Source organism: Pseudomonas fluorescens (genome assembly GCF_018614775.1).
Taxonomy (GTDB): Bacteria; Pseudomonadota; Gammaproteobacteria; order Pseudomonadales; family Pseudomonadaceae; genus Aquipseudomonas; species Aquipseudomonas fluorescens_BY.
The window spans coordinates 25,971-45,940 of sequence record NZ_JAGGOF010000031.1; the positions used below are offsets into that span (position 1 = coordinate 25,971).

At 62.5% G+C, this 19,970-nt stretch carries 12 protein-coding genes; 4 read left to right on the plus strand and 8 right to left on the minus strand.

Annotation, left to right across the window (positions count from 1 at the left end; genetic code table 11):
* Positions 1-36: 36 nt before the first annotated feature.
* Positions 37-7,125 carry a TcdA/TcdB pore-forming domain-containing protein gene (locus J7E36_RS08855; RefSeq protein WP_215001940.1) on the plus strand — a complete coding sequence of 2,363 codons (7,089 nt, stop codon included), beginning with the start codon at positions 37-39 and terminating at the stop codon, positions 7,123-7,125.
* A 26-nt stretch (positions 7,126-7,151) separates the two neighbouring features.
* Here the strand turns inward: J7E36_RS08855 and J7E36_RS08860 are convergent, their stop codons facing one another.
* Entirely contained in the window at positions 7,152-7,748 is a 597-nt protein-coding gene (locus J7E36_RS08860) for a MarC family protein (protein ID WP_215001942.1), read from the minus strand.
* Between the two features lie 252 nt (positions 7,749-8,000).
* Between J7E36_RS08860 and J7E36_RS08865 the strand changes: the two genes are divergently transcribed.
* The 3 genes from J7E36_RS08865 to J7E36_RS08875 all read left to right on the plus strand — a co-directional run bounded on the left by J7E36_RS08865 (position 8,001) and on the right by J7E36_RS08875 (position 10,259).
* Positions 8,001-8,810 carry a hypothetical protein gene (locus J7E36_RS08865; protein ID WP_215001944.1) on the plus strand — a complete coding sequence of 270 codons (810 nt, stop codon included), beginning with the start codon at positions 8,001-8,003 and terminating at the stop codon, positions 8,808-8,810.
* A 64-nt stretch (positions 8,811-8,874) separates the two neighbouring features.
* Positions 8,875-9,600: a hypothetical protein gene (locus J7E36_RS08870; RefSeq protein WP_215001946.1), complete on the plus strand. Its 726-nt coding sequence runs from the start codon at positions 8,875-8,877 to the stop codon at positions 9,598-9,600.
* Positions 9,597-10,259 (plus strand): hypothetical protein, encoded by a 663-nt coding sequence (locus J7E36_RS08875; protein WP_215001948.1) that lies wholly within the window; start codon positions 9,597-9,599, stop codon positions 10,257-10,259. The genes J7E36_RS08870 and J7E36_RS08875 overlap by 4 nt, the downstream gene beginning before the upstream one ends.
* Before the next feature lie 22 nt (positions 10,260-10,281).
* On the opposite strand, the gene J7E36_RS08880 is transcribed toward J7E36_RS08875, so the two are convergent.
* The 7 genes from J7E36_RS08880 to prmA form a co-directional block, all read right to left on the minus strand.
* Positions 10,282-13,059 (minus strand): hybrid sensor histidine kinase/response regulator, encoded by a 2,778-nt coding sequence (locus J7E36_RS08880; protein WP_215001950.1) that lies wholly within the window; start codon positions 13,057-13,059, stop codon positions 10,282-10,284.
* 99 nt (positions 13,060-13,158) lie between these two features.
* Complete coding sequence (gene purD / locus J7E36_RS08885) at positions 13,159-14,454, minus strand: phosphoribosylamine--glycine ligase (protein WP_215001952.1); 1,296 nt, start codon at positions 14,452-14,454, stop codon at positions 13,159-13,161.
* Positions 14,455-14,603: 149 nt separating this feature from the next.
* Positions 14,604-16,211 carry a bifunctional phosphoribosylaminoimidazolecarboxamide formyltransferase/IMP cyclohydrolase gene (gene purH / locus J7E36_RS08890; RefSeq protein WP_215001954.1) on the minus strand — a complete coding sequence of 536 codons (1,608 nt, stop codon included), beginning with the start codon at positions 16,209-16,211 and terminating at the stop codon, positions 14,604-14,606.
* An 83-nt stretch (positions 16,212-16,294) separates the two neighbouring features.
* On the minus strand, positions 16,295-16,615 hold the full coding sequence (gene fis / locus J7E36_RS08895; protein ID WP_003186237.1) for a DNA-binding transcriptional regulator Fis: 321 nt from the start codon (positions 16,613-16,615) through the stop codon (positions 16,295-16,297).
* Positions 16,612-17,619 carry a tRNA dihydrouridine synthase DusB gene (dusB, locus tag J7E36_RS08900; protein ID WP_215001956.1) on the minus strand — a complete coding sequence of 336 codons (1,008 nt, stop codon included), beginning with the start codon at positions 17,617-17,619 and terminating at the stop codon, positions 16,612-16,614. The genes fis and dusB overlap by 4 nt, the downstream gene beginning before the upstream one ends.
* A 185-nt stretch (positions 17,620-17,804) precedes the next feature.
* Positions 17,805-19,031 (minus strand): DUF3426 domain-containing protein, encoded by a 1,227-nt coding sequence (locus tag J7E36_RS08905; RefSeq protein WP_215001958.1) that lies wholly within the window; start codon positions 19,029-19,031, stop codon positions 17,805-17,807.
* A gap of 30 nt (positions 19,032-19,061) precedes the next feature.
* Entirely contained in the window at positions 19,062-19,940 is an 879-nt protein-coding gene (prmA, locus tag J7E36_RS08910) for a 50S ribosomal protein L11 methyltransferase (protein WP_215001960.1), read from the minus strand.
* Between the last annotated feature and the right edge of the window lie 30 nt (positions 19,941-19,970).

Sequence of the window (19,970 nt, forward strand, 5' to 3'; positions counted from 1 at the left end):
CCGACTGGATAGGCGATACAGGGAAGTATTTAACTTATGAGTGACTCCGACACTTCAATAACGGATAACTACGTCAGTTTTCTGAACGTGTTCAAGTTGAAAGATCTTGAACAGGCATTAACTTCATACAAGGGCACCGATCAATACGACGCCGTGCTGCGCTACTACACGGGGTGCATCGCTTCGCTGGACAGCCCGCAGATGTTGGAACCCCTGGGGTTGCTCAAGCAGGCGCTGGGAGCGCTGGGAGGAAACGGTCGCAAGCGTCGGGCATCGGGTTCGCAACCTCCGGCGAGGCCCGATGAAGTCCCGGCGGGCCTGGCAAACCTCTACACGCGCCTGGAAGGTTTTGAAGCACGCCTGCACAACAGCCTCGAACAACTCAGGCAACCGGCCACCGAAGTCCCGAAGCAACTGCATTTTGCCTGGCTGGGCGGCGGCATTGGCGACATTCAGCACGACTACATCAATCTCTGGAAACGGGTGATGGCCCCCCAGGGTCACTCACTCAACCTCTGGTACGACAGCGACGCGTTGCTGGCCTATGAAACCAACCGGATCATTGTCGAGGCGGCCAAGGCCGATGCCATGCTCAATGGCGGGCAAGGCACTGATGATGCGATCAGCTTGGGTGACCTTTATGAAGAGCGGGCTATTGTCCTGAAGCAGCAGATGTACGCCCACATCACTCAAGCCGTGGGAAAGGGCGCAAGCGCCGACGACGCACGGATCGATTTGCTGGTTCGCGCCTATGGCCAGGATGAAGCGCGGCTGCGCACATTGAAGCGCGACAACACGTTGAGCCTCAAGGCGCTGGCCGAGGACGACCTGACCCTGCGCGACCTTGCCAAGGGCGAGTTGCCGCTGCGTCTGGACACGCTGTACCGGCGTGAGATCTGCCTGCGCGGCAATTTCGCGGCGGCCTCCGATATCGTCCGGGTCGAGGCACTGTTCGCCGAGGGCGGTCGCTACGCCGATGTCGATAACCTGCCGCCATTGGTCGATAAGCTCGGCGAGGTGGACATCCGGGGGTTCAAGACCGATGCGCGCCTGGGGGTGCTGCAGTTATTGCTCGACCGCAATCCCGACTGGATGCCTGGCCGCCAGGCGCTGCGCAGCCGATACACCGACTATTTCACCGAGATCCCGGCGCAGCACCGCGCGGCACTTGAACGTTTTGCCGACAGCCAACCCGACCTGAACCGGGTGTTTCGCCCGCCGGTGGAACGCCTGGCGCACCCGAACGGCCTGCGAGCGGTGGCCGAGCAACATACCGTGAGCAATGCGTTTCTGATGGCCCACCCCGGCTCGGCCGTGCTCGACACGGTCATCGAGCGGTTCCGGCGCAATTATGAAGTCGTTGATGCCATGTCGCGTCTGGCCGATGAGGACAACACCGGCCTCACCAATGTCGAAGGTTTGATGGCGCATGCGCTGAAGGCGGCGGCGCAGGTGTTCGGTTCCTTGCGCGAAATGCCTGCCGAGGATGAGCTGGCCGTGTCGCTGGTGGCCCAGGCTGCCGCGACCTATTACAGCGACGGCATCCGTCCTCAGAGCGAGGGGACGATTTACCTCACGGGGCCTGCCGCGATGCGCAGTGGCATGGCCGATTACGAACGGGCGCACTTCACGCCGCGAACTGCCCTGGAATGGCAGAAGGACACCCGGATCGAGGCCGTTGCCACGGTCAACCGGGCCACCGAGGAAGAGCTGGACCACTCCTGGAAGGAAAACGAAAGTGACACCCACCAATGGCTTGCCAATGAGAAAAAGCGCTGGCAGGACGGGCGCTTCAAAGCCCGCTACGCAGGCGACCTGAAGCAACTGCTCCGATACCGGACCCTCGAGTTCGACCACGGTTGGCCGCTGATCGAGGGGCGCCCGGTGTTATCGACCGCGCTGTTGCAGCATCTGGCTGATGAGCTGGGCGAACCCTTCATGAACGCGATGAACCAGAGCCATGATGGTGCGGTGACGTTCAACAAGGTCATTGCCCTGAGCTTCGATGAGCGTCAGTCGATCCGGACCCAGGAAGCGTCCGTGCTGCTGCCCGCGTCGTCGAGCAACTCACAGACCCGGCAGCTGTCTGTCGATGAACTCCTGGGCCGGCTCGCCAAGGACCGTTTCGACCTCGTACAACTGAGCCCCTTGCAGCGCCTGCAGCTCGGTGCCCTGGTCGGCGCCAAGGCGCTGGATAACCGCAGCTTCGACGCCGTTCGCCCGCAGCTCGAAAACCTGGCCAACAGCCTCGTCGAGCTGGGCACCGCCGGGCGCTACGCGGCGATCGAGCGCCTGTTGTATCAGCATCGGGCGCCGTCGTTCCTTGCCGGGCTCGCCCACGCGGCCGACGCACCGGGGCATTCCGAAACCGCCCTGGGCCTGAAGAAACAGGCGCTGGAGCAAGCATTGACGTTGCGCCAATGGGGCCAGCTCGCTGCCCGGATCCAGCAGGTGGCAAAGCTTGAGTACCGCGACCGGATTGCCGAGCGCCTGGGCAACGTCCTCGACGTTTTCGATGCCGCCGTCATCAAGCTCGTCCCGCAGGATCTGTTGCTTCAGGGCGCCGGCGACCGGGTGGGCGGACGGTGTTATCCACTGGCCCTGACCATGGCGGCCGCCTTGTCCGAAGGGCCGTCGGCAGCCTATACCTTGCGCGGTCGGTTCTACCTGGGGGTGCTTGAGCCCGAGGGCAGCGATTCGGTGACGTTCCTCAACAGCCTGGAATTGCTGCGCGATGTGCAGGTCGGCGACGTTGGCAGCGCCCTGGCGCGTGCGAGCCTGGACGAAGTGGTGGGCATCCTGCGTGCCCGTACCACCACCAGCACGCTGATGCTCAATTCCGACAACCACGCCATGCTGGTGGCGAGAACCTTTGACGGCGGGCAAAGCACTTACCACTTCTACGATCCGAATTTTGGCCTGTTCGAATTCGAGAATTCCGCCCGGTTCGGACAGGCCTTGAACCGCTTCTTTGTCCAGCAGGGCATGGCCGGCCAATACGCGGCCTATGGCGACGGGGCACGTCCGACCTTTGATCTGATCGAGTTGGACGGCGCGCGGGTGGCCAATGTGGCGTTGCCCGGAGCGATCCGGGTTGCGGAGTTGCTGCGCCCCGGCGGGTTGCCGGAGCAATCGAAACACCCCGTCAGACAACGGTTGGCCTCGGCCCGAGGGCAATCGCTGATGAACAACCCGCGCCTGGGCGCCGCTTTGCTGGCCCTGGACGGCCATGGCTGGGCGCAACAGATTGCGCAGGTGACGTCCCGGCTCAAGCAGGCCAATCAGCTGGCGCCCGGGCTCGTGCCGCTGTTCGACACCCTGGAGGTGACGCCCGACGGGGCCTACCGGATGAGCTTCATCGATCCTTCGGACGCTGAACGCCTGGTGCGGGTCATCACCGATGACCATCGCCTGCTGCGGATCAAAAATCATCTTTCGGAATGTTTTTCGGCCTTGGCCAACAAACCCCTCGTTCCGGGCGATCCCACCGAGGTCGGCAGCGTCCATACCTTGAACGCCGGGTTTGCCGTGCAAGCCCTGATGAACGCCCTGAGGCACCAGGAAGGGGCCGAGCGGCCGCTGACCCTGGCGGTCCGCCTGCATGCCTATGTCAGTTATGCGCAGTTGGTGCATGGCAACGTGGTCGACATCGCCGGCCTCGTGGGGCTGGTCCGGCAAGCGCTGGCCGAAGATAAATTGATTGCCGACACGGTCGCGCCGGTGGTCAAGGCCGCCGTGGGCGCCCGCGTGGGCGAAGCGGCCGGAGGCTTGTTGCAACTGGCGAATGTCGGGTTCGACATTTACCAGTTGGCCACCGCGCAAGACGACGTGACCCGTGCCCAGTTCGGCACGCAACTGGCGTTCGATTCGGCCGGTCTGGTGTTGTCGGTGGGCGCTTATGCTGCCGGTGCCACCGCCGGCGCGGTGCTTGGCGGCGCTGCGGTCATTCTGGGGGGCTTGGCGGTGGGCGTGGCGGCGCTGGCCCAGGGCTTTGCCACGATTGCCGAGGAAGCCCGGCAGGTCGGGCTGTTTTTCGATGAAGTGGAAAAGGCGCACCTCCAGGCCTATCGGTTCAACGCCGCCCATCGCGCCTGGATGCCGCGCGCGTCGCTGATCGTCCAGGCGGTGGATCTGGCGCGCGGCGAACTGAGGCTGGACAGCCCCAGGCTGTATCCGTTGCGGGATCATTTCGGCGTACCGACGTTCGACGCCGATTACGCACGGGCGATCAATATCCGCCGGGAACTGGACCTGCCGGAGCGCGTCCGGTTCACGCCGCCGGCAGGGCAAACCGTCGTGCTGCCTTGTACCCCCGAGACCTGTTACGCCTATGAGTACAAGGCGTTGCCTTTTGCGACGCTGCGCCATGACACCGGGTTCGACGTTGCGCGGCGCCTGGAGAAAAAGAACGCCCAGGGCGAGTGGCTGTTCCTGTTTTCCTTCTACTCATTTCCCAGCGAATACATCCTTCACCGCCTGACGCTGCCCGACTATCGGCCAACGGTGGTCAATGTGCGACTCGATGCCGTCGAGCGCTCGTTGGTGGTGCCGGTTATCCCGCCGATCTGGCACGACAAAATCACCTACCGGATCCGTGGCGCCGGCAAACGATGCGTCGTGGCGCTCAACCCGGGTGTGAGGCTGACCCTGGAGTCGGCGGGGGCGCAGGCGTCGAGTTGGGTGCTCGACGCCTCCTGGGCGCAGGAGAGTGATGTGCGGATCGAGGCCGCCACGAAACTCTTCATCGGCGGCATCCAGGTTGCGTTTACGGGCGCGGGTCGCCACGAAACGCTGCTGCGGTTGCGCAATAACCTGGTGTTCCAGTTCGTGCCTGGCGAGCACGAACTCGCCCTGGTCGAACAGGACGTCCCACCGGGCATGGACCGACAGGCGTTGCAGGAACATCTCAGGACCCTGGCCCGTGAGCATCGTCTGGTGATGCCGTATACGCCGGTCCGAGGTTACCCGATTCCGTTCGAAAAACCGGGCGAGCCGCGCACCACCACCGCCTGGTATGACGCCAGTGAGGAGCGTTTCCTCTACATCCGTAACGAGGACGTGCTCGAAGCCGAAGACACGCTGCTGGGGGCGGTGGCAGGCGGTTACGCCTGGTTCTACGAACCGGAGAATTTCCTGATATGGCAAGTCGACGCGGTCACCGGGTTGCTCAGCCATCGTTACCGGTTGCTGGTCAATACCGGTGAGGCTGCCGGCACCATGAGGATCACCCGCATCGAAGCGGACGCCCAAGGGGTGATTCATGTGGTCCAGGAAATCGCTCGCGCGACCCGGGCCAGCGATGTGCTGGTCTATGTGATCCATGAGGGGCAGTTGCTGCTGAGCTCCATCACCCGCGACCGCGACGACGCCCTGGAGTCAGTGCTCAGCGCCCGCGACACACTGGCCGACTGGTCGCAGGTGTTGGGCAGCCATTACGCCTTCAAGCCGGACAGCGGCGATGAAGCCTTCGTGACGGTCGACTGGCAGCCGGCACCGTTTGTTTCGGTGTGCTGGAAGATCAAGTCACACTGGCGCGACATGGCCTGGGTTCGTCACGGCGACCGGCTGATCATCCGCCCCTCGACGAGCCCCGGCCATGCCTATCGCGGCTGGAACGACTCGATCAAGAACATGACCGACATGACCTTGCTGACCCTGGCGGACGACGGTGATGTGTTTGTCATCTACCACAAGCTCACGCAGCAACTGTGCCGCAAGCAATGCACTTGGGTTGCGGGAAAAGCGCAGTGGGCAGAGACATGGATGCATGTGGACAAGCTCGAACATGTCGTCGCCGTCGACGGCGGCTACGTGGCGCTGACCTCAGATGGTGTGTTCTTTAACCTGACCCGGCAGGGCAACGTTGAGCTGGGCGGCGTGAGTGACCTGTGGCTCAAGGACCGTCCGCAGTGGTGGCTGGCCTTGGCGCCCCTTGCCCGGCAATACGCCACCGAGCGCCTGGCCATTGTCGGGTTGAGTAACTTCAGCGGTGACGCAAAGTTGTGTGCCTGGTACGTCGCAGGCCGTCTGCTGCTGGCTGACCTGGGGCACGGTAAGGAAGTGCGTTTGCTGGGGGTGACGCCGGACAGCGAGGCGGCCTGGTTATTCGAGGTCGCCAGTGGCGAAGTCTATCGCCAGGCATTTATTGACCCGCAGGCACTGGCGGCCGCGTTCGCCCAAGGCTCGAGGCTGCTACTGGCGGACGCGCTACCGGTCGCCGCGCGCGAATGGGCCCCTTACCCATTCGCTGAACTGACGATTGAAGGGACCGGGCTGCGGGGCGTCACCCGCGACGGCGTGGTGATGCGACTGCGTGACCGCCAGCCCGCCGTGATCTGCGGCGTCACCCAGGCATGGGGCGCCGCTCAGGCCGGTCGGGAGTACGAGCACCTCAAGCAACTGACCGACAGCGAGCCTCACGCCGGGCTGCTGTCGATCGAGGCTGCCGACAGCCTGAGGTGGCTGGTCGTCGAAACCGGTCGCGTAATCCGCGTGCCCCGGGCCGCAATGCCGGAATCCTTCGAGGTATTGGGGACCCGGCAACGGAGCAACGTGCTGCTGCATGAGGACAAGGACCGAAGGTTGTTGACCTATCCGGACCGGGCAAGCGCCGGGCCACTCGATTATGTCCGGCGCGACGGTGAGGTGTTGGTCGTCGAGGGACAAGTGAAGGTCGATGATGTCCTGCCGCTGGTACCGGACGATGTCACTACGCTGGTCCTGCGCATGGGGCAGGGCGCCGCAGCTTACCGGTTATCCAGGGCGCTGTGGTTGCGACTCGAGTCGGTCGTCCTCGACAGTCGGCATTGGCTGGATGGGCCGGCCCAGGCGCCCGCGAGCCTGATCTGGGAGCTGGATGAGCCGGACCGGTTGATGCTGAGCATCGTCGGCGAACACCTGGTGATCATCGATCCGGACAGCGGACACAGTGTGATCTTTCGGCAGGGGAACGCCGCCGACGTCAATGTGCGTGGCAACATCCGGCTGGGGTTCGGGGGGGCGCAAACCCATGCTGTTTCGACGCTGGTGCAGCTGTTGCTCGCCCGGCAGGATGCCCAGGGCAGTGCAACGCTGAAAGCCCTGGCAAGCGTGTCCAGGGCCGTGGAGAACAACCGCGTGGATTAATGACCGGTGTCGGTTTCACCTGCCGGTCATGGCACCAGATAGCCCTTGACGCCAGTGAAGATGATCTGCGCGGCCAGCGCACAGACAAACAACCCCATCAGGCGGCTGACGATCTGCAGGCCCTGGTCGCCCAGGATCCGCTCGATGCGGCTGGACAGGTAGAGCACGACACCCACGGTGAGACTGGCCAGGGCGATGCTGATGATGGCCATGAGCTTGTCGTCCCAGTGCGGCTGGCTCACGCCCATCACCAGCAGCGCGCCGATGGTGCCGGGGCCGACGGTCAATGGAATGGTCAGCGGGACGATGGTGACGTCCTGCTGGACATTGTCGGTCTGCACGGCCGACTTGCCTTGGGCCATGCCCAGCGCCGAGATGAACAGCACGCTGCCGGCGCCGATCCGGAACGCATCCACGGTGATGCCGAAGACGCTGAAAATTACCCGCCCGAACAGATACAGCAACACGCTGGACACCAGCGTCGCGGTCGCGACCTTCCAGGCCAGCCTTCGCTGTTCCTTGCGCGAATAACCGCGCGTCAGGCCGATGAAACACGACAACACGAAGAAGGGGCTGTAGAGCACCAGCATCTTCAGGTAAACGCTGAACAGCACATGGAGCATGGTCGGGGCTCGCGACGGGTGAAATTGACGTGGAGTCTATCAGGCGCCGGGGCGTCTGTCGGCGTGCGGTGAAGAGGAAGTTATTAATACTGGGGGATGTTATTTGTGGCGAATGTTAGTGGGTAAGTGTTGTTGATTAGTTGTGGGATAACATTATCTGTCGTTACAGTTTTGCTCTTGTTGCGTTGCGGGCGGTTGCGTAGTTTTATCGCTCGGGTCCATGGAGGGCCTTAATTCAATAAGGATATATTCATGAATGTTAAGTTTGATTCAATTGTGACGCTCACTGATCGTCTTGGTCGCCTGAAGGCTTATGATGTAACGCCAGACGATGTGGTCATTACCCCGCGTGCCTTCATGGTTGATCCAGTCGGCTTCGATCCCGTTGTCGAAAAGCCGGACCGCGCTTCGGTTGTAGGGGAAGCGATCCTTTCTTTTGTCTCGGGCATGACGGCGCAAAATCAAGCGGATATCCAGCACTCCTATCTGTTCGCGTCGCTGGTGGCCAACAAACAGTTTCCACGGGATGAACAAGGCAAGGAGTGGTACCAGCTTTTCCTCCAGGTCATGCAGGACTGCGGCTGGACCATTCTGCAAAAGTACTACGACACGGTTGCCGCGTCCGGCAAGAGCTTCAAGATGGATCAACTGGTGTTGAAAATCCTCGGCTCTGCCGTGGCGGCTGCCGCTGTCCCGGGCCCCACCTCGGTGCTGATGCTCAAGGTCGCCGGTGACGCCATCGCTGCCCTGCAAGGCAGTGAAAAGCCACTTCGGGTTTTTGATCAGAATATCCAGGAGTCCGGTACCGGGGGCTTTGGGGTGGCGACCTGTCACGAGACCCCGCACGGAGAAGTGATGCTGGCGTTGGGCTCCGTGCGTTTCATCAAGCGCACCCATCAGACCAAAGTCCTGTTCGTCGATTGGGACAGCAGTTCGGTCGACCTGTATCGCGGTGAATGCCACATGACCCTGGTGCCGGCCATTATCAACCGTACCCGAGATACCATCCTTACAAGGCTGGGTGATCGTGCGCAGAAAAAAATCGATGAATATGAGATCTGATCTCGTGTGAACGCCTGGCGACTACTTGGGTAGTCGCCATCTTTAAACGAATCAGGTAATTATCATGAGCGATCATTGTTCGGTTTTTATCAATGCCGGTGCTGTTGTCTTGTTGCCAATGAATATGCCGGCGCAGGACAGGCTCGATGTATTGAATTCGGTATTGTTTGCGCAGTTGGTCGCAAACAAGAAGTGCTCGGAACTTTCGCGGGCCGGTGAGTGGTATGGCGCGTACCGGGAAGTCTTGAAGAATGGCTGGTTGCAGAAGACGATGAAATGGGATCACTTCAGCCTCAATGCGCCTTCGACGGACAACTTGATGGGCTGGGTGCAAAAGCGGCTGGGCGCGTCTGTAGAACCAACGCGGGTTGCGCAATTGACTCGCGTATTGAAGCGCCTCGCCGAACTGTCTGGCACCCAGCCGGCCATTGAATTGCTGCGCGAGCAAGTCCTGCACCCCAAGGAGCCTGAACCGTTGGAAGCGGGGCTTGAAACGACGGACATCGTCAGGCTGCAAGTCCTGCTGGGCCAGCCGGGGCCTGTGCTGAGCAGTGCCTATCTGGAGTTTGAGGCCAGGCACGTTACTGCCAACCCGCTTGGGCTACTTTTCTCAACCGATCATGCGCTGGGCAATATTCAACTGAGGTGCTTCCAGGCCGATTTATCCCAAGCCCTTTATGCGCCTTTTCGAGACGCGATTGTCAAGAAGCTGGGGGACAAGGCCGCCCGGCATATTGTTGATATTTCGGACGCTGTGGCCCACGAGCAGCCGGAGGGCAGGACGTTATGACTGCCATGATTCCACAGGCCAGCGGCGCCGCGCCGGGGGCGGCGGTCGTGGGCGCAAGTATCGTGTCGTTCAATGAAGCGCTGTCTTCTCAGGATCGAGAAGACATCTACCTGAGCAACCTGTATGCGCAGCTGGCAACCCGATCGGCTTATCAGGACGGGTTGCTGGGCAGCAACTGGTTCGACTACTACCGGAACAAGCTCAGGTACCTGGGATGGGATACGGCGCGTCCTGTCAGTGCCGGACAGGCAGGGCAGGGATTGATGGCCGATAGCGTTTCCCGGCAGATATCCCGGTCCTTCGATGAAAGGTTTTCGTGGCAAACGAGTCAGGCGCTGGGAAGCTTGAAGCGAAACCCCGATGCGCTCGAGGCATTCGAAAAAACCAGCCTGCTGCGCGACACCGGATTCTTTCAGGTGATCCCCTGTGCGCTCAAGTCCCCTGGGAGAATAGAGATAGCGCTCTATCACAAGCAGTTTCGCACCCGCAGGACGGTCTCTAGGTTTCTGTTCTGGCCGATGGAGGAAATCGTCGAAAGCAGCCATGAAGAAATGGCGGTCGTGACCTTCAGCACGTTGCATTACGCCGCGTTCAGAAAAAAAGTCGCGGCAGCTGTCATTGCCGAAACGACTCGTCATCTGCATGCGCTGGAGCTTTGAATAGCGCGGTGACAGGCCTGTATCAGGACGTATGCGCCGCCGGCCTGTTCTGCTGATCACGCTGGGCCACCCAATGCTCGATCAGCTCGCGCAACTGCGACAGCTCCACCGGCTTGGCCATGTGGCCGTCCATCCCGGCCTGGCGGGCGCGCTCCTTGTGCTCAGCGAGGATGTGCGCGGTGAGCGCGACCACCGGGGTGCGGGTTCGCTGGTTGCCGACTTCCCAGGCGCGTAACTGCTGGGTCGCGGAAAAGCCGTCGAGGATCGGCATCTCGCAGTCCATCAGCACCAGATCGTAGCGTTGTTCCTTCATGGCCTTGAGGGCTTCTTCGCCATTGCTGGCGGTGTCGGGCTGCAGGTTGAGTTTGCCGAGCATGCCGCGGATGACCTTGGTGGAAATGCTGTTGTCTTCGGCCACCAGGATGCGGAAATCGCTCGGCACCTGCACCGGGGCGGCAGGGCCGATATTTGCCTGCACGTGCGTCGCCTGGCCTCGGTTGCGCTGGTTCAGTTCGTCCGCCAGGGTGGTCTTGAGGGTGTAACCGGCCACCGGCTTGGCGAGGATGCGTTTGACCCCACTGTTGCGTGCGACGATCTTGCTCGGTGCGTTGCTGATGCCGGTGAGCATGATCAACAGGATGTCGTGGTTCAGGCTCGGGTCTTCCTTGATCTTCGCCGCCAGTTGCATGCCGGTCATGCCCGGCATGTTCTGGTCCAGCAGCACCACATCGAAATAATCGCGCAGGTGCGCCTTGGTGCGCAGCAGCGCCAGGGCTTCCTTGCCCGAGGGCACGGCGCTGACGTTCAGGCCCCAGGCGCTGCACTGCTGCACCAGCACCTTGCGGCAGGTGTCGTTGTCATCGACGATCAATACCCGTGCCCCTTGCAGCGGGCCATCCAGGTCGGATGTCGGGTGTTCGAGGCGATCCGGGTCCAGCGGTAAGGTCAGCCATAGCGTGCTGCCCTGGTTGCTGCCGCTTTTGATGCCGAATTCGCCATGCATCAGGATGATCAACTGGCGGGCAATCACCAGGCCCAGGTTGCCGCCCAGGCGCGTGGCCGAGAGGAAGTTCTTGCTGTGCAATTCGGCATGCATCAGCGTGTCGCGCTCTTGCGCGTCCATGGGTGACCCGCTGTCTTGCACCGCAATGCGCAGGCGCGGCTGATCGCTGCGCTCGTCGAGGGCCACGACAATCAACACTTCGCCCTCGTCGGTTTTTTTCAGGGCATTTTCCAGAAGACTCAGCAACGCCTGGCGCAGCCGCGTCGGGTCGCCGCTGATCACTCGTGGCACCTGGGGCTGGATAAAACTGATCAGCTCGACATTCTGCTGTTCGGCCTTGGCGCGGAAGATACTCAGGCAATCCTCGATCAGCGCATTGAGGTCGAACTGCACGTCATCGAGTTCGATCTGTCCGGACTCGAGCCGGGATATGTCGAGGATCTCGTTGATCAGGGTCAGCAGTTCATTGCCGGCGCTGTGGATCGTCTGCACATAGTCACGCTGCTTGACCGACAGCGGTGTGCCCAGCAGCAGTTCAGTCATGCCCAGCACGCCGTTCATCGGGGTGCGGATCTCATGGCTGATTTTCGCCAGGAATTCGGCCTTGGCATTGATCTCGGCGTTGCTGGCCGCCAGGTCGCGACTGATGCTGAAGCGGCTTTCGTTGATCGAACGCTGGCGCTCGCCCAAGGCGACACTCATCAACAGGCCACTGATGCAGATGAACGCCAGTAGCGTGATGATCAACCCCTGGGGCGGGACTTCCGTGAGCCCTTGCAACGCCGGAAGGATGATCAGGGTCCCGAGGTTGAAGACCACCATGGCCGCGACGAACAGCCGTGCCGGACGGTAGCCCTTTTGCCAATGCCAGGCGCTGACGAACAACATGCTCAAGCCGGCCAGGGCCACCAGCCCGTAAGTCATGATATTGAGTGGCAGGGTGTTGACGAACAGCAGCAACAGGCTGCACAGCACGATGAACACGATGTCCCCCAGCAGCAACCGGTTCAACGGGTGAGGGCCCAGGGGGGCGAAAAAACGATAGGCGAACATCAGGCCGCAGGGAGCGGTGAGCAGCAGGGCCAGGTAGGCGCCGGGCGTCTGCACTTCCGGCCAGTCGGGCAACCAGGGCCCGGCCAGGTTCAGCAGCAGCAACAGGCTGAGCATCAGCAGCCCCTCACAGGCGGCCAACCACAGGCAGCTGCGTGAACGGGTGTAGGCGTAGCGGGTGAGGTTGTGCAGGATCAGCATGGCTATGCAGCCAAACAGCAACCCATAGACCAGTGTCTGGTTCTGGTCGGCCGCAGCCAGTACCGCCGGCTGCAGGGTGACATAGGGGCGCAGCTCGTGCCGGGAGGCCAGCCGCAGGTACACGTCCAGGGGGTTGTCGCTGTGGGGCAGCGCCAGCATGAAATCACTGCTGGGCACGGGGAGTTCGGTGCGGGGCAACTCATTGCCGCTGGTTTGCTGGTCGACCAGGGTGTCGCCATCCAGCACATAAAGGTTCAGGCGGGACAGGTCGGGCGCGAAGATGCGCAGGATCTGTTCGTGCTTGTCGGGGGCCAGGCGAAAACGCAGCCACAGTGCACCGCCAGGTTCGGCGGCCTTGAGGCGGTCAAGGTCGATCGGGCTGAATTGATTGGTATAGCGGGCAGAGCGGATATCGCTCAGCTTGAGGTCGCCCTGTTCATCGAGCAATACCGCCCAGGCACTGCCTGGCGCGGCCTGGGCCGGGAGCATGCAGAGCAGCGTCAGCAGGGTGACGGTTAAGCCTATGGCAATCCTGAGCCAGCGCACGGCGAAATCCCTTCGTAGGTTGATGCCAGATTATAACTATGCGCGGCGGCGGAACAGTCAGGCAAGGGCCACGGGCCCCTGCCTGGCTGAATAGCCGGTTTATTCCAGATTTTCGCCACGCTCGCGGGCAATGGCACGGTAGCCAATGTCCTTGCGGTAGAAGCAACCTTCCCAGTCGATCTCGGCGGCCAGCCGGTAGGCCTGTTGCTGAGCGTCGTCGACACTGGCGCCCATGGCGGTGGCGCACAGCACCCGACCGCCGGCGGTGATTACCTGATCATCCTTCAATGCCGTGCCGGCATGGAACACCTTGCCTTCCAGTTTAGCGGCGGCATCCAGGCCCAGGATAGCGCTGCCTTTGGCATAGTCGCCCGGGTAACCACCGGCGGCCAGTACGACGCCCACGCTTGGACGCGGATCCCACTGGGCTTCGACCTTGTCGAGCGCCTGGGCCAGCGCGGCTTCGACCAGCAGCACCAGGCTCGATTGCAGGCGCAGCATCACTGGTTGGGTCTCAGGATCGCCGAAACGGCAGTTGAATTCGATGACTTTTGGGTTACCAGCCTTGTCGATCATCAGGCCGGCATAGAGGAAACCGGTGTAGACGTTGCCTTCCTCGGCCATGCCGCGCACGGTCGGCCAGATCACCTGGTCCATGACCCGCTGGTGCACCTGGGCGGTGACCACCGGGGCGGGCGAGTACGCACCCATGCCGCCGGTATTCGGGCCGCTGTCGCCATCGCCGACACGTTTGTGGTCCTGGCTGGTGGCCATCGGCAGGACGTTCTTGCCATCCACCATGACGATGAAGCTGGCTTCCTCGCCGTCGAGGAACTCTTCGATCACCACGCGCGAACCGGCGTCACCGAAGGCGTTGCCGGCGAGCATGTCGCGCACGGCGTCTTCGGCCTCGCCCAGGGTCATGGCCACGATCACGCCTTTACCGGCGGCCAGGCCATCGGCCTTGATCACGATCGGTGCGCCTTTCTCGCGCAGGTAGGCCAGGGCTGGTTCGATCTCGGTGAAGTTCTGGTAGTCGGCGGTCGGAATCTTGTGGCGCGCCAGGAAATCCTTGGTGAACGCTTTCGAGCCTTCCAACTGAGCCGCGCCGGCGGTCGGGCCGAAGCAATCCAGGCCACGGGAGCGGAACAGGTCAACCACGCCGGCAACCAGCGGCACTTCCGGGCCCACGATGGTCAGCGCAACGTTCTTCTCGGCGAAGTCGGCCAATTGTTCCAGGGCCAGCACGTCGATCGCGACGTTTTCGCACTTGGCTTCGATGGCGGTGCCGGCATTGCCCGGCGCCACGAACACCTTCTGCACACGGGGATCCTGGGCCACTTTCCAGGCCAGGGCGTGTTCACGGCCACCGCTGCCAATGATCAAAACATTCATTTCAAAAACCTCGGATGATTCTGGATGCAGCGCTGGAGCTGCTCTTCTGTGGGAGCGAGCCTGCTCGCGATGGCGGACTGTCAGCAGACTCAATGCTGACTGGTCCGACGCTATCGCGAGCAGGCTCGCTCCCACAGTGGGTCGGTGTATCAGTGACGGAAGTGACGCATGCCAGTAAAGACCATGGCGATGCCGGCTTCATCAGCGGCCGCAATCACTTCATTGTCACGCATCGAACCACCCGGCTGGATCACTGCGGTGATGCCGACCTTGGCCGCGTTGTCGATGCCGTCGCGGAACGGGAAGAACGCATCGGAAGCCATGACCGCGCCCTGGACCTGCAGGCCGGCATGCTCGGCCTTGATCGCGGCAATGCGGGCCGAGTTCACGCGGCTCATCTGGCCGGCGCCGACGCCGATGGTCTGGCGGTTCTTGGCGTAGACGATGGCGTTGGACTTGACGTACTTGGCGACTTTCCAGGCGAAGATCAGGTCGTTGATTTCCTGCTCGCTCGGGGCGCGCTGGGTCACCACTTTCAGGTCGGCGCTGCCGATCATGCCGATGTCACGGCTCTGTACCAGCAGGCCGCCGTTGACACGCTTGTAGTCCCAGGCCGGGGCGCGATCCGCCGACCACTGGCCGCACGCCAGCAGGCGCACGTTGGCCTTGGCGGCAACGATGGCGCGGGCTTCTTCGCTGACCGACGGCGCGATGATCACTTCGACGAACTGGCGCTCGACGATGGCCTTGGCGGTCTCGGCGTCCAGTTCACGGTTGAAGGCGATGATGCCGCCGAATGCCGACTCGGTGTCGGTGGCGTAGGCCAGTTCGTAGGCCTGGCGAATGCCGCCCTCGGCGTTCGGGCTCACGGCCACGCCGCACGGGTTGGCATGCTTGACGATCACGCAGGCAGGTTTGACGAAGCTCTTCACGCATTCCAGCGCGGCGTCGGTGTCGGCCACGTTGTTGAACGACAGCTCCTTGCCTTGCAACTGGGTCGCGGTCGCAATGCCCACTTCGGCAGGCTTGGCTTCCACGTAGAACGCCGCGCTCTGGTGCGGGTTCTCGCCGTAGCGCATTTCCTGGGCCTTGACGAACTGGGTGTTGAAGGTGCGCGGGAATTCGCTGCGACCGTCAGTCGAAAGGGTTTCGGCGGTCTGGTTCACGGTGCCCATGTAGTTGGCGATCATGCCGTCGTAGGCCGCGGTGTGCTCGAAGGCCTTGAGCATCAGGTCGAAACGCTGGGCGTAGGTCAGGCCACCGGCCTTGAGGTTCTCCAGCACATGGGCGTAGTCGCTGGCGTTGACCACGATGGCCACGTCTTTGTGGTTCTTGGCCGCCGAGCGGACCATGGTCGGGCCGCCGATGTCGATGTTCTCGATGGCGGTCGGCAGGTCGCAACCCGGCTTGCTGATGGTGGCTTCGAACGGGTAGAGGTTAACCGCTACCAGGTCGATCGGCTTGATGCCGTGCTCGTTCATGATGGCGTCGTCGATACCGCGACGACCGAGGATCCCTCCGTGGATTTTCGGGTGCAGGGTCTTGACGCGACCGTCCATCATTTCCGCAAAGCCGGTGTAGTCCGCGACTTCCACTGCGGCGACGCCATTGTCCTGCAGCAGCTTGAAGGTCCCGCCGGTGGAGAGGATCTCGACGCCCAGCTGTTGCAGCTCGCGGGCGAATTCGAGGATCCCGGTCTTGTCGGAGACGCTGATCAAGGCGCGGCGGATCGGCAGGCGGGTGGTCTGGTCGGTCATTTCAATTTCCATCAAAAGCAAGGGAAGTCAGCAAAAAAGGCGACCGTTTTTTACGCGGGCGCCTTTCTGGTTTGATTGAATGCTTACAGCAGATCGTACTGCTTGAGTTTCTTGCGCAGGGTGCCGCGGTTCAGTCCCAGCAGCTCACTGGCCTTGGTCTGGTTGCCCTTGACGTAGTTCATCACGCTTTCGAGCAGTGGCGCCTCGACTTCGGAAAGCACCAGGTTGTACACATCCGTGACGGCAGCGCCCTCAAGGTGGGCGAAATAATTGTGCAGCGCCTTCTCGACACTTCCGCGAAGGGTCTGGCCTTCTTCGCTGGGCGTGTTCAGGTGCTGTTTCAAATTCACGTTGTCGCTCACGGGTGTTGTTCCACTCACTAAAGTCTCGGTCATCATCGTCATGCGGCCACCCCTTCGTCCCCTGTCAGGCTCTTGTAACGCTCAGCGAAGAAAGCCTGAACGTCGGCGCATTGTGCTTGCGTACCATCCAAACGATTGAAGCGGGCGCGAAACTCCCTGGCGCCCGGCAGGGTTGCGAGATACCAGCCCACATGCTTGCGAGCGATGCGTACGCCCATGACGTCTCCGTAGAAGGCGTGCAGCGCGGCCAGATGCTCTAGCAGAATACGTTCCACCTCGGACAACTGCGGCGCAGCGAGCTTTTCGCCGGTGCGCAGGAAGTGTTCGATCTCACGAAAAATCCATGGCCGCCCCTGGGCAGCCCTGCCGATCAACAGCCCGTCGGCACCGGTCGCGTCCAGCACGTACCGGGCCTTCTCGGGCGAATCGACGTCGCCGTTGGCAAACACCGGTATCGACACCGCCTGCTTGATTGCGGCGATGGTGTCGTACTCGGCTTCGCCGGTGTAAAGGTCGGCACGGGTGCGGCCGTGTACTGCCAGCGCCGTGATGCCTGCCTGTTCGGCGATTTTCGCCACCGTCAGGCCGTTCTTGTTGTCCCGGTCCCAGCCGGTGCGGATCTTCAGGGTCACCGGCACATCGACTGCGGCGACGACCGCCTGCAGAATCTCGGTCACCAGGGCTTCATCCTTCAACAGTGCCGAACCTGCGGCCTTGTTGCAGACCTTCTTCGCCGGGCAGCCCATGTTGATGTCGATGATCTGCGCGCCCAGCGCCACATTGGCCCGGGCCGCCTCCGCCAGCATCTGTGCGTCGCCACCGGCGATCTGTACCGAGCGGGGCTCGGGATCGCCTTCGTGGATCATGCGCAGACGCGACTTGCGGGTGTTCCACAAGCTCATGTCGCTGGTGACCATTTCCGAAACCACCAGGCCTGCGCCCAGCCGCTTGCATAACTGACGAAAGGGCTGGTCGGTGACGCCCGCCATCGGGGCGAGAACCAGGCCGTTGTGCAATGTGTATGGGCCGATGCGTACCGCCGACATAGGACTTCCCTGAAGTGGGGCCGGATCATGAGACTTCGAAAAAGGGTGGGCATGATACCCGCTCTCGATGACTGGATAAAGGTCGAATTGGATAAAATCTGAACAGCTATTCTGTTATTGCCAGCGGTTTGGTCCGGGTGGGGTGAGTCAGAAAGCTGCCGTCAATCGGTCGACCCGGGCGGGCTTCACTCGGGGGAATGGAAGCTCAGGCTGTAGTTCACCGCCTTGGAGCCCGGGTCGAGGATGTCCAGCGCGATGTGGATGGGCGTCTGCGGCGGCATTTCGCCGCGGCCTTCGAGATCACCGCCCAGGTATTCCCCGGGCTTGAAGCGACGGCTGGCGATCAGGTGGCCGTTGAGGTCGGCAAAGCGCAACTCCAGCAGCGGAAAGGGCTGGGAGAAGGGCGCGCGGTTGTAGATGATCGCGTCCACCACCAGCGCGCCGCTGAACTCCGGATGGCTGCGCACCACCAGGTTGCTGCTCTTGATCTTGGCGATGTCGACCTTGGACGGTACGTCGCAGCCCAGGGTCGGGCAGATTTGCAGGAACCACGGGCGGTATTGGTCCTGGCGGGCCAATTCCTCGAAGTGATAGGCAATGTACTGGCCGCCCAACGCGGCGGCTGCGAGCAGGATCAGCAAGCCCCACAGCAGGCGCCGGCCCCAGGGTGAACGGCGTTTGCGCCAGTCCAGTTGCAGCGGGTCGTCGTCCAGGTCCTGCAGGGCCTCGGCGCGTATGCCGGGCTCCTGGCGTTCGCGTGACTTGCGCAGCGGCAGCGGTGGCTCCGGTGCTTCGTCGTGGTCGTCGGTCGCGGACAGGCGTTCGAGGCGCTCTTCAGGCTCGTCGTCCGGTTCCAGGCGCAGCGGGGCGACGGGCTCGTCGTCCGGCTCCAGCGGTTCGAGGGCCAGGGACAGGGACGGCTCGGTGCGCGGTGGCCGGGCGGGTTCGTGGGGCTCGAACGGTTCGGCGGGCGTCAGGAGCACGGCTTCGGCGCGTTCGCTGGGGGAATCGCTGTAGAGGCTGTCGGACCAGGTTTGCAGCTCATCCGTGAGCGGGTCGCGTTGCGCGCTCAGATTGTCTTCGCGGCGCCTTCCGGCATTTCCCGGCGCGCGGTTGTCGCGCCGCTCCAGGCGAGCCAGTTCCTTGTCCAGGTCATCGAGGTCGAGTTCAGCTGCGGTCCATTGCTTCTGGCTGATCGCCCGCGGTGGTGCTTCGGCGGCAGGCCTGGCGGGCGGCACGACAGGCGCAGCGGCTTCCCTGGCGGTGCGTTGCTCCAACAACTGGCGTGCGGCATTGAACACTTGCAGGCACGAGCCGCAGCGAACCACTCCGCGAGCCACGCTCAATTGAGCATGATTGACGCGAAAGCTGGTGCGGCAATGCGGGCACTGGGTGACGAAGCTGTCAGTCATGCGGCGATCCGGTTGATACAGGCAGCCATTCTAGCGCCGACGTCCGGTGATGCGCACCCAGCCATCGCGATTGGCGATCGGGTCCAGGTCAAAGTCCGCAGCATAAGCGGCGGCGACTTCCTCGCCCTGTTCGGCGAGGATGCCCGACAGCGCCAGGCGCCCGCCCGGCTTGACCAGGCTGGACAATTGCGCCGCCAGGGAGACCAGCGGTCCGGCGAGGATATTGGCTACCAGCACATCGGCCTGGACCTGCGGCAAGTCCTGCGGCAGGTACAGTGGAAACCGGTCTTCGGCGATGTTATTGCGCCCGGCGTTGTCGCGGGACGCTTCCAGGGCCTGGACGTCGATGTCGGTGCCGACCGCTTGCCTGGCGCCCAGCAGCAGCGCGGCAATGGCCAGGATCCCCGAGCCGCAGCCAAAGTCGAGTACGTTGCAGCCCTTGAGGTCCTGGCCATCGAGCCATTCCAGGCACAGGGCGGTGGTCGGGTGTGTGCCGGTGCCGAATGCCAGGCCCGGGTCCAGCAGCAGGTTGACGGCGTCCGGTTGCGGCGCGGCGTGCCAGCTCGGGACGATCCACAGGCGCTGGCCGAAACGCATCGGCTGGAAGTTGTCCATCCAGCTGCGTTCCCAGTCCTGGTCCTCGATCACTTCGCTGTGATGTTCGGGCAGCGGGCTGCCGGTCAGCAGTTCGAGATGGGCCAGCACGCTGGTCGCCTCGGTGCCGCCTTCGAACAGTGCCAACAGGTGGGTGTGGGACCACAGCGGGGTGGTGTTGAGTTCCGGCTCGAAGATCGGCTGGTCTTCAGCGTCCATGAAGGTGACCGATACGGCGCCGACTTCAAGAAACGCGTCTTCGTAGGTTTCGGCTTGTTCCGGGCTGATGGCCAGACGTACTTGCAGCCAAGGCATGGCGGGCACCTTTGGAAAAATCTACAGGAG

Bases quoted from the DNA above. Each gene is read 5' to 3' on its own strand.
- J7E36_RS08855 (WP_215001940.1), top strand. From the start codon at position 37: ATGAGTGACTCCGACACTTCAATAACGGATAACTACGTCAGTTTTCTG.
- J7E36_RS08860 (WP_215001942.1), bottom strand. From the start codon at position 7,748: ATGCTCCATGTGCTGTTCAGCGTTTACCTGAAGATGCTGGTGCTCTAC.
- J7E36_RS08865 (WP_215001944.1), top strand. From the start codon at position 8,001: ATGAATGTTAAGTTTGATTCAATTGTGACGCTCACTGATCGTCTTGGT.
- J7E36_RS08870 (WP_215001946.1), top strand. From the start codon at position 8,875: ATGAGCGATCATTGTTCGGTTTTTATCAATGCCGGTGCTGTTGTCTTG.
- J7E36_RS08875 (WP_215001948.1), top strand. From the start codon at position 9,597: ATGACTGCCATGATTCCACAGGCCAGCGGCGCCGCGCCGGGGGCGGCG.
- purD (WP_215001952.1), bottom strand. From the start codon at position 14,454: ATGAATGTTTTGATCATTGGCAGCGGTGGCCGTGAACACGCCCTGGCC.
- purH (WP_215001954.1), bottom strand. From the start codon at position 16,211: ATGACCGACCAGACCACCCGCCTGCCGATCCGCCGCGCCTTGATCAGC.
- fis (WP_003186237.1), bottom strand. From the start codon at position 16,615: ATGACGATGATGACCGAGACTTTAGTGAGTGGAACAACACCCGTGAGC.
- dusB (WP_215001956.1), bottom strand. From the start codon at position 17,619: ATGTCGGCGGTACGCATCGGCCCATACACATTGCACAACGGCCTGGTT.
- J7E36_RS08905 (WP_215001958.1), bottom strand. From the start codon at position 19,031: ATGACTGACAGCTTCGTCACCCAGTGCCCGCATTGCCGCACCAGCTTT.
- prmA (WP_215001960.1), bottom strand. From the start codon at position 19,940: ATGCCTTGGCTGCAAGTACGTCTGGCCATCAGCCCGGAACAAGCCGAA.